The following is a 6,405-nucleotide window of genomic DNA, read 5'->3' on the forward strand; positions in this document are numbered from 1 at the left end:
CGGATCCGGCTCGAGACCGGTTTCCTGCAGGATCTGACGCGAGATGCGGTTCATCTTGTTGATCGTCTCGATCATGTGAACCGGAATCCGGATCGTGCGCGCCTGGTCCGCGATCGAACGCGTGATGGCCTGACGGATCCACCACGTCGCATACGTCGAGAACTTGTAGCCGCGACGGTATTCGAACTTGTCCACCGCCTTCATCAGGCCGATGTTGCCTTCCTGGATCAGATCCAGGAACTGCAAACCGCGGTTCGTGTACTTCTTCGCGATCGAGATCACGAGACGCAGGTTCGCCTCGGTCATTTCGCGCTTCGCCTGACGCGCCTTCAGTTCACCCGCCGCCATCTGGCGGTTGGTTTCCTTCAGGTCCTTCAGCGGCAGCACGACGCGCGCCTGGAGGTCGAGCAGACGCTGCTGCTGTTCGCGGATCGCCGGGATGTTGCGCGACAGAACCGCGCTGTAAGCGTGCCCTTCCGCGATGATCTTGTCGGCCCATTCGAGATCGGTCTCGCTGCCCGGGAAGCGCGCGATGAATTCCGAGCGCGGCATGCCGCACTTGTCGACGACGATGTGCAGAATCTGGCGCTCGACCTGACGCACCTCGTCCACCTGCGCGCGCAGCGTATCGCACAGACGCTCGACGGTGCGCGCGGTGAAGCGGATCGACATCAGTTCGTTCTGGATCGTTTCCTGCGCCTTCAGGTAGGACTTCGACTTGTAGCCCTCCTTCTCGAACGCACGGCGCATCTTGTCGAACCATTCGCTGATCAGCGCGAACTTCTCCAGCGACGCACGCTTGAGCGCTTCGAGCTGAGCGGCGTTCGCGCTCGCCTGCGCTGCACCGTCGTCCTCTTCTTCCTCTTCTTCCTCTTCCTCTTCGGCTTCCTCGTCCTCGTTCTCGATCGCTTCCGCTTCCTTCGCGGAGAAGCCGTCAGTATCGGTATCCGAAGCATTCGGATCGATCAGGCCGTCGACGAGCTCGTCGACGCGGCCTTCTTCGTTCGCAACGCGCTCGGCCATCGCGAGGATATCGGCGATCGTCGTCGGGCATGCGGAAATCGCCATCACCATGTGGCGCAGGCCGTCTTCGATCCGCTTCGCGATCTCGATTTCGCCTTCGCGCGTGAGCAGTTCGACCGTGCCCATCTCGCGCATGTACATCCGCACCGGATCGGTCGTGCGACCGAATTCCGAATCGACGGTGGACAGCGCGACTTCGGCTTCCTCTTCGACTTCGTCGTCCGACGAGGCCGCGGGCGCGTTGTCGTTCAGGAGCAGCGTCTCCGCGTCCGGCGCCTGCTCGTAGACGGCCACGCCCATGTCGTTGAACGTGCCGATGATGCCCTCGAGTGCTTCAGTCTCGGTGAAGTTGTCCGGCAGGTGGTCGTTGATTTCGGCATACGTCAGGAAGCCGCGCTCCTTGCCGAGCTTGATCAGCGCGCGCAGCTTCACGCGGCGCTCTTCGAGTTCCTCGGCCGTGCCGGGCGTGCTCGTCGCGAACGCTTCCTTCAGCAGCGCCTTTTCCTTGGCGCGGCGATCGCGCACCTTGGATTTGCCCGATGCAGCAACAGGCTGCTCGTCGCTCTGATTTGCGTCGTCATCGACGGATACTTCGTTCAGCTTTTTCGTCATGGAGTTCGCCGTACCGGCTAAATCGACTCGCGGCTGCTGGACGACAGCCGGTTGAACCGTGGGTGCATGAGTAGTACGTACTGCCGTTTCGTCCGCCGCGGCAGCCGCGTCCCTTGCGCTTTTCGCACTTGCCCGCTTCGCCGGCTTCGCCGGCTCGGAATCGGGTCTGGCAGCAGCCCGTGTTGCCTTGGCTGCCGGCGCCGGCGTAGCTTGAGCAGTGCCGGCCGCGGTTCTTTTTCTTGCAGCGGCGATGACGGCGGAAGACTCTTTCCTTGCGGAAGAAGCAGACTCGGCCGCTATGACCTTCGTGGTCGGCTCCGTCGAGCCCTTGCCTGCTGCTTTCTTTCCGCCTGTCGTCTTTGCCATCGCGATTCTCGCCTCTGCTTGGAAAACAAACCGCTGGAAACCTTATATTATAGCACGCTGGGGCGCCCTCTCTTAGCGCTCCAGCCCGCTCACAGCCCGAGCCGGCGCTTCATGTCGGCTCGCTGCTGATTCAATTCCATCAATTCGGCCAGTTCCTCGGGGATAAAGCGGGATTGCCGCGAAAGCCGGTCGAGCCGGTCGCAACATGCGTCGTAGCGCATCTTGAGCACCGCCGCCTGAAGCTCCTCTCCCGCGATCCGCTCCTGTTCCCGCTGCCGTTCGGGCGCCCCCTCGTCGTCCGGATTCTGTAACAACAAATCGCGGACGTTTTCATCATAGACCAGAATTTCGCGGAAGATTTCCTCGTACGTCGCGGCGTTCGAGGACGTCCGCAACACGTCGGACAGCAGCCTGAATTCGGCCCCTTCACCCAGCGCACGCGCATGACCGACCACTTCGGCAAACAGTTCGCCGATGCGCGGCAACGCACTCAGCGTCGCGATCTGCTCGTCGTCGAGCTGCGTCGCGATGCGCGGATGCATCACCATGTTGCGCAGCGCCCGCTTCTCGTTGTCGGTCACGCGTCGCCGCTCGCTGCGCGCGGGCGCCTGGCGCGGGGGCGCGGCCAGCCGCGTATCGACGTCGCTCAGCCCCGCAACCTCCTCGAACGGAATATCGAGACGGTCGGCGATCATGTGCATGATCTGCGCGCGCAACGCGTTCGCGGGCAGCGCCTGCAACATCGGCTTCGCATCGAACAGCGCCTTTGCGCGGCCCTCCGGCTGATCGAGCGCCTTGCCGGCGATCGCCTCGTTCAGCAAGAACTGCGACAACGGCATCGCGCGTTCGACCTGATCCGAAAACGCGGCCTCGCCGAATTCACGTACATAGCTGTCCGGATCATGCTCGGCCGGCAGAAACAGGAACCGGATCGTCCGGTTATCCGCCGCGTGCGGCAGGCACGCTTCGAGCGCACGCCGCGCCGCGCGCCGGCCGGCCGCGTCGCCGTCGAAGCTGAAAATCACCGTATCGGTCTGCCGCAGCAGCTTCTGCACATGGATCGGCGTGCAGGCCGTGCCGAGCGTCGCGACCGCATTCGGAAAGCCCAGCTGAGCGAGCGCGACGACGTCCATGTAGCCTTCGACGACCAGCACATACTTGCGCTCGCGGATCGCGAGCCGCGCCTCGAACAATCCGTATAGTTCGCTGCCCTTGTTAAATAGCGGCGTTTCCGGCGAATTCAAATACTTCGGCTCACCGGCACCCAGCACGCGGCCGCCGAAGCCGATGACCTGCCCCTTCACGTTGCGGATCGGGAACATGATCCGTTCGCGGAAACGGTCGTAGCGCCGCGCGACGCCCTGCGCGTCGGTCTTGTCGCTGACGATCACGAGCCCGGACTCGACCAGCGCGTCGTCGCGATAATTCGCGAATGCGGCTTCGAGGTTCTGCCAGCCGTCCGGCGCGTAGCCGAGCCCGAAGCGGGCCGCGACCTCGCCGGTCAAGCCCCGTTTCTTCAGGTACTGGATCGCAGCGGGCGCGCCGCGCAGTTGCTTGCGGTAGTAGTCGCATGCGGCCTGCATCACATCGGACAGCGCCGTCGCGACCGCCTTCGAAACGGCCGGCTGGGACGGATACTCGCTGCCCCCGCCGCGCGTCGGCGACGGCTCGTGCGGCACCGTCAGGCCGACCGACTGCGCCAGTTCCTGCACCGCCTCCGGGAACGAGAGCCCGGCATGCTCCATCAGGAAACCGATCGCCGTGCCGTGCGCACCGCAGCCGAAGCAGTGATAGAACTGCTTGGTCGGGCTCACGGTGAACGACGGGCTCTTCTCGTTGTGGAACGGGCACAGGCCCATGAAATTCGCGCCGCCCTTCTTGAGCTGCACGTACCGGCCCACCACGTCGACGATATCGACGCGGTTCAGCAAATCCTGCAGGAACGAATGCGGAATCACCGTGGGATCGAGCGGAAAAGAGGATAAAACGATGCGGCAGCCCGGCGCCGCCAGAAGTGCGCGCCGGGCGAGGGAATTACTTCGAGAGCGCGGCCTTGACCAGCGCCGAAACGGCGGTCATATCAGCGCGGCCGGCAAGCTTGCCTTTCAGCACGCCCATCACCTTGCCCATGTCCTGCGGGCCAGCGGCACCCGTCGCAGCGACCGCAGCCTGCACTTCGGCAGCCACCTCGGCCTCCGACAGCTGCGCCGGCATGTAGCCGCTCAGCACGGCCAGTTCGGCCTGCTCCTTCGCCACCAGGTCGTCCCGGCCCGCGGCCTGGAACTGGCTGATCGAATCCTTGCGCTGCTTGATCATCTTGTCGATCACCGCCGTGATGCTGGCGTCGTCCAGCGTGATCTGTTCGTCAACCTCACGTTGCTTGATCGCGGCCAACAGCAGGCGAATCGTCGCAAGACGCTCGGCTTCCTTCGCGCGCATCGCGGCCTTCATGTCTTCGCTGATCTGCTCTTTCAAACTCATCTTTCACCCGGGAAGGAAACGTGAATCCGACGCCCGCCGGCAGGCGTCAACACAAAAACCCGCTTGGGACAACGTCTCAAGCGGGTTGCTCGAACCGGCATCGGCAGCTCGCACGGAAGCCGCCGGTGCGCCGCTGCGCGAACCGCGCGGCGCCAACATCGTTCAGTACAGCTTCTTCGGCAGCGTCTGGCTGCGGATACGTTTGTAATGACGCTTCACTGCGGCCGCCTTCTTGCGCTTGCGCTCGGCCGTCGGCTTCTCATAGAACTCGCGCGCACGAAGTTCGGTCAGCAGACCGTTCTTCTCGATCGTGCGCTTGAAGCGACGCATGGCAACTTCGAACGGCTCGTTTTCTTTAACGCGGATGATCGTCATGACCCGTCACGTAAAAAGTTTGCAGGGGAAGATGTTCGAGTATAGCAGAGCGGTTACACAAACGCATCACCACGTCAAGCGCCGCGCGCAAATTCGGCTGCCGCCTGACCCGCAGCGACGCCGGACGCCCATGCCCACTGGAAGTTGTAGCCGCCCAGCCAACCGGTCACATCGACCGCCTCACCGACGAAGAACAGCCCCGGCACGCGCGCGCTCATCATGGTCGACGACGACAGCTCGCGCGTATCCACGCCGCCCTTGGTAACCTCCGCCTTCTTGTAGCCCTCGGTGCCGTTCGGTGTCAGCGTCCAGCCGCCGAGTGCGTCGCCAAGCTGGCGCAGCGTCTTGTCCGGCAGATCGGCCAGTCGCGCCTCCGCTGCAACCCGGTGCGTGTCGAGCCATACGTGCGCGAGACGCGACGGCACCCAGTCGGCGAGCAGCGAACCGATCTGGCGCTTCGACGTGCGCTTCGCGTCAAGTAGTTCGGCGGTCGCGTCGCGCTGTGGCAGCAGGTCGACGCGAATCGGGTCGCCGGGCTGCCAGTAGCTCGAAATCTGCAGGATCCCCGGCCCGGACAGACCGCGGTGCGTGAGCAGCAGATCTTCGACGAATTCGCCGCCGCGCTTCTTGTCGCCGGTCGACACGCGCACCTCGAGCGACACGCCCGACAGCGCCGAGAAAGGCGCCCAGTCGTGTGCGGCGAAGGTCAACGGCACGAGCGCGGGCCGCGTATCGACGAGCTTGTGGCCGAACTGCTTCGCGAGCCGGTAACCGAAATCGGTCGCGCCGATTTTCGGGATCGACAGGCCGCCCGTCGCGACGATCAGCGCCCGGGCGGCGATGTGGCCCGCCTGCGTGTCGAGCACGAAGCCGTCCGCTGGCACGTGGCGCACCGCATCGACCGCGACCGGCCGGCGCCATGCAATCCCTCCCGCGTCGCACTCGCGCCTCAGAACCTCGATGACCGCGTCGCTGCCGTGGTCGCAAAACAGCTGCCCCTTGTGCTTTTCGTGCCAGGTCACGCGGTGACGCTTGAGCAACGCCATGAAGTCGCGCGGCGTGTAGCGCGCAAGCGCCGAGCGCGCGAAATGCGGATTCGCGGACAGATAGTTGTCCGGACCGGCGTACAGATTCGTGAAGTTGCAACGGCCGCCGCCGGAGATGCGGATTTTCTCGGCAAGGCGCGGCGCATGGTCGATCAGCACGACGCGACGCCCCTGCTGCCCGGCGACCGCGGCGCTCATCATGCCGGCGGCGCCCGCGCCGATCACGGCGATATCACAGGTTTCCATGGCGCGGATTGTACACGGCCCGCGCCGGCGCCGGCAGCGCCCGGCACGTGGCTGCTATACTTTCTGGTTACGTTGACATTTCGGCGCCACCGATACGGCGGCGCACGCTACCCCACACCATGCTCGTTCTCGGCATCGAAAGCTCCTGCGACGAAACCGGCCTCGCGCTCTACGACACGCAACGCGGGCTGCTCGCGCACGCGCTCCACTCGCAGATCGCGATGCACCGCGAATACGGCGGCGTCGTCCCCGAGCT

General features: G+C 64.5%; 6 protein-coding genes and 1 pseudogene. 2 read left to right on the forward strand and 5 right to left on the reverse strand.

The features are described 5' to 3' along the window. The 3 genes from rpoD to KH616_RS19895 form a co-directional block, all read right to left on the reverse strand. Nucleotides 1-2,001: RNA polymerase sigma factor RpoD (gene rpoD / locus KH616_RS19885; RefSeq protein WP_292249850.1), on the reverse strand; the 2,001-nt coding region annotated here is incomplete at its 3' end. A gap of 89 nt (nucleotides 2,002-2,090) precedes the next feature. Next, nucleotides 2,091-3,959: a DNA primase gene (gene dnaG / locus KH616_RS19890; RefSeq protein WP_292249851.1), complete on the reverse strand. Its 1,869-nt coding sequence runs from the start codon at nucleotides 3,957-3,959 to the stop codon at nucleotides 2,091-2,093. Nucleotides 3,960-4,035: 76 nt separating this feature from the next. Beyond that, entirely contained in the window at nucleotides 4,036-4,482 is a 447-nt protein-coding gene (locus KH616_RS19895) for a GatB/YqeY domain-containing protein (protein ID WP_292249852.1), read from the reverse strand. Here KH616_RS19895 and KH616_RS19900 point away from each other — a divergent pair. Then, nucleotides 4,451-4,690 carry a hypothetical protein gene (locus KH616_RS19900; RefSeq protein WP_292250087.1) on the forward strand — a complete coding sequence of 80 codons (240 nt, stop codon included), beginning with the start codon at nucleotides 4,451-4,453 and terminating at the stop codon, nucleotides 4,688-4,690. The genes KH616_RS19895 and KH616_RS19900 overlap by 32 nt on opposite strands. On the opposite strand, the gene rpsU is transcribed toward KH616_RS19900, so the two are convergent. Together rpsU and KH616_RS19910 are read right to left on the reverse strand one after the other, a co-directional pair. Then, the gene (gene rpsU, locus KH616_RS19905) at nucleotides 4,645-4,857 is read right to left on the reverse strand and encodes a 30S ribosomal protein S21 (RefSeq protein WP_006479415.1); all 213 of its coding nucleotides are present in this window, start codon (nucleotides 4,855-4,857) and stop codon (nucleotides 4,645-4,647) included. The genes KH616_RS19900 and rpsU overlap by 46 nt on opposite strands. 74 nt (nucleotides 4,858-4,931) lie before the next feature. Continuing rightward, complete coding sequence (locus KH616_RS19910) at nucleotides 4,932-6,149, reverse strand: NAD(P)/FAD-dependent oxidoreductase (RefSeq protein ID WP_292250085.1); 1,218 nt, start codon at nucleotides 6,147-6,149, stop codon at nucleotides 4,932-4,934. A 119-nt stretch (nucleotides 6,150-6,268) separates the two neighbouring features. On the opposite strand from KH616_RS19910, the pseudogene KH616_RS19915 reads away from it, so the two are divergent. Next, nucleotides 6,269-6,405 (forward strand): annotated as a pseudogene (locus tag KH616_RS19915) (tRNA (adenosine(37)-N6)-threonylcarbamoyltransferase complex transferase subunit TsaD); the annotation flags it as partial.

Origin of the sequence: Burkholderia sp. (assembly GCF_018375725.1) — a bacterium.
Lineage (GTDB): Bacteria > Pseudomonadota > Gammaproteobacteria > Burkholderiales > Burkholderiaceae > Burkholderia.

What these genes read in the sequence shown, in the direction of transcription:
- KH616_RS19900 (WP_292250087.1), top strand. Translation starts at nt 4,451, where the DNA reads ATGTCTTCGCTGATCTGCTCTTTCAAACTCATCTTTCACCCGGGAAGG.
- KH616_RS19895 (WP_292249852.1), bottom strand. Translation starts at nt 4,482, where the DNA reads ATGAGTTTGAAAGAGCAGATCAGCGAAGACATGAAGGCCGCGATGCGC.
- rpsU (WP_006479415.1), bottom strand. Translation starts at nt 4,857, where the DNA reads ATGACGATCATCCGCGTTAAAGAAAACGAGCCGTTCGAAGTTGCCATG.
- KH616_RS19910 (WP_292250085.1), bottom strand. Translation starts at nt 6,149, where the DNA reads ATGGAAACCTGTGATATCGCCGTGATCGGCGCGGGCGCCGCCGGCATG.